The organism is Loktanella sp. DJP18, assembly GCF_049310965.1.
In the GTDB taxonomy this organism is placed as follows: domain Bacteria; phylum Pseudomonadota; class Alphaproteobacteria; order Rhodobacterales; family Rhodobacteraceae; genus Loktanella.
This window is the reverse complement of the sequence record NZ_JBMERN010000275.1, coordinates 1-2,258: the sequence shown is the minus strand read 5'-3', so window position 1 is coordinate 2,258 and position 2,258 is coordinate 1. Positions and strand designations below refer to the sequence as shown.

Below are 2,258 nucleotides of genomic sequence, written 5' to 3'. Positions count from 1 at the left end.
CAGGCCTTGGAAGGCTCGACGGCAGTCCGCTACACGCGCAATGGTGGCCAGAAGGTCCGGCGGTTCAAGACATTCGCCTATGCCGCCGGGTCCTGGTAAAAAGCCCGCCGCGTAGTGGCCCGGGTAAGGGGGGCCGCACCCAAAGCAAGGTGCAGCGCTACCGATGCTGTGGCAGCCAGAAGACATATTCAGGACGAACCGGAAGCGCCATTGGCCGCATCCATCGGCCGGACCTGTTCATTGAGGCGCTGAGGGATATGCTGGGCAGCTCCGCGCCTCAATCGGTGCGCAAGCTCGCCAGGCAGTCTCAAACGACATCAGGTACTGACCCCCTCCAATTGTGGGCCGAACATTGGTGTTGTCCTGCAGCGGAGCGGCCTTTTGCAGAAGGCCGCTCCGCCGCTTTTCGCGAAGTCGGTAGCTCTCGCCGCAAACGGTGGCGACATGGCTGTAGTGCAGCATCCGGTCGAGGATCGCGGTGGCAACCACGGATTCGCCGAGCACGGTTCCCTATTCGCCCACTGCCCAATTCGATGTCACGAGCAGCGCACTGCGCACATGTAGCAATCTCGCTTTAATGAGATCATGGCTGAGGCGAAATGCGATGATCCACCGCCACGGCTTCACCCTGCCGCCATGCGCGTGGCCTCGATCCAAGCCAAAACTGAACGAAAGCAGTAGGACAGGTTTGCCATCCGCGCTCAAAAACGTCGCCGCCGAACCGGGATGCTGCGGGTTCATTGGCCAATCCGCCAAACCTCGGACGTTTGAGTGATCGCAGACACCGCTCAGGGCAAAAACCACTTGATTGACTGGCGCAGTCAAGCAACCTTGCCGTCAAACGGCATGCCACTTCGGGAATGTCTTTTCAGGTAGGTCGACTTTTTGGGGGCTGAGGACGGTCATGACATCGCGCAACGCGCGCGCCCGGCGGGTCGGAACCGGTCCGATCCGCTTTGGAATCATGTCAAGTCCGCACTGAATCGCCTGATCCTGAAAGGTGAGCTTGCCGAACACGACCAACTGCCGTCCGAGGCCGCGCTGTGCCAGCGCTTTGGTGTCTCGCGCACCGTCGTGCGCGAGGCGCTGTCGCAGCTGGTGAACGAACGGGTCATCTACAAGCTTCAGGGCAAGGGGACCTTCGTCTCTGCCCGCCCGGACGATCAGGACTTCATCGGCACGACGATCGGCTTCTCCGGCGAACTGACGGACAAAAGCAGACCCGTGTCGCATCACAACTTACGGCGGGGGACAGTGATGCCGACAGCGCGCATGTGCAAGATGCTGGGCATCGACGCCGATGTGACTCTTGTGGCACTGGACCGTCTGCTCTCTGTTGACGGACACCCACGGTTCATCGTCAGATGCGTGATGCCCGAACACCTTGTGCCAGGTCTGGACAGGCTGCCGATGGAAAACCGGTCGCTTTATGATACGATCGGGCGGGAATACGGGATCAAGCTGGTGCGGGCCGAACGCTGGATAGAGGCCGTGAAGGCCGGACCCGAACAGGCGGCGCTGCTGCAGGTGCCGGTCGGCAGCCCGCTGTTGGGGATTGAATCCGTCGGGTCCGACGCGCGGGGCGAAAAGATCGAATATTACACGGCGCACTATCTGACGGACCGGTCCCGCCTGCATTTCGCGGTGTCGGCCCCGAACATCTGATCGGGCCGTGGCGCAGCAGTCTTCTCGCCGCGCGCAAGAAAAGGGGCTGAGGATGCGGCCATCAACAACGGCCTGCACGACATATTCATGTTTCGCAACGTGCCCGCGCATCGGCCGAGTCGCCTTTCGGTGAAGCATTCGCCCTGCCTTGATGGATTTGAAGAATGTCTCAACCATCGAATTGTCGTAACAATTGCCCTTGCCGCTCATCGAGACCTTGAAGCCGTGCTTTGACAGGCGGCGCTGATACTCGTTGGAACAGTATTGCGACCCGCGATCCGTATGGTGAATGAAGCCTTCGGGCGGTTGCCGCAGCGCCACAGCCATGTCCAACGCCCGGATCGCCAAATCCCGTTTCATGCGGTTGCTGACCGCCCAGCCGATGACGCGGCGAGAGTAGAGGTCGAGGATGACAGCCGGCATTGCCAAGTTGTTCAGCCGGCATGATCGGGCTATTTCAACCTCGTCCCAGAAACGCCTCCAGTTCCTCTTCAAAAACCGCCTCGATCGTGGCGCGGATATTTTCTCGCAGGCGATCCTCGATGGGATCATAGCCGGCTTCATTGGCCAGTAGCGAAAGCGCAGCGGTGTCG

3 protein-coding genes and 2 pseudogenes are annotated in these 2,258 nt (G+C 60.6%); 1 reads left to right on the top strand and 4 read right to left on the bottom strand.

The window, feature by feature from the left end:
* Positions 1-237 precede the first annotated feature (237 nt).
* Together ACOI1H_RS25095 and ACOI1H_RS25090 are read right to left on the bottom strand one after the other, a co-directional pair.
* A complete protein-coding gene (locus ACOI1H_RS25095; protein ID WP_422440994.1) occupies positions 238-504 on the bottom strand; it encodes an ATP-binding protein in 267 nt (88 codons plus the stop codon).
* 6 nt (positions 505-510) lie between these two features.
* The gene (locus ACOI1H_RS25090) at positions 511-741 is read right to left on the bottom strand and encodes a hypothetical protein (RefSeq protein ID WP_422440993.1); all 231 of its coding nucleotides are present in this window, start codon (positions 739-741) and stop codon (positions 511-513) included.
* Between the two features lie 144 nt (positions 742-885).
* Between ACOI1H_RS25090 and ACOI1H_RS25085 the strand changes: the two genes are divergently transcribed.
* Positions 886-1,665, top strand: coding sequence for a GntR family transcriptional regulator (locus ACOI1H_RS25085; RefSeq protein WP_422440992.1), 780 nt, complete (start codon positions 886-888; stop codon positions 1,663-1,665).
* Positions 1,666-1,743: 78 nt separating this feature from the next.
* Here the strand turns inward: ACOI1H_RS25085 and ACOI1H_RS25080 are convergent.
* Positions 1,744-2,082: pseudogene (locus ACOI1H_RS25080) on the bottom strand (DDE-type integrase/transposase/recombinase); the annotation flags it as partial.
* Positions 2,083-2,128: 46 nt separating this feature from the next.
* Positions 2,129-2,258, bottom strand: a pseudogene (locus ACOI1H_RS25075) (IS256 family transposase); the annotation flags it as partial.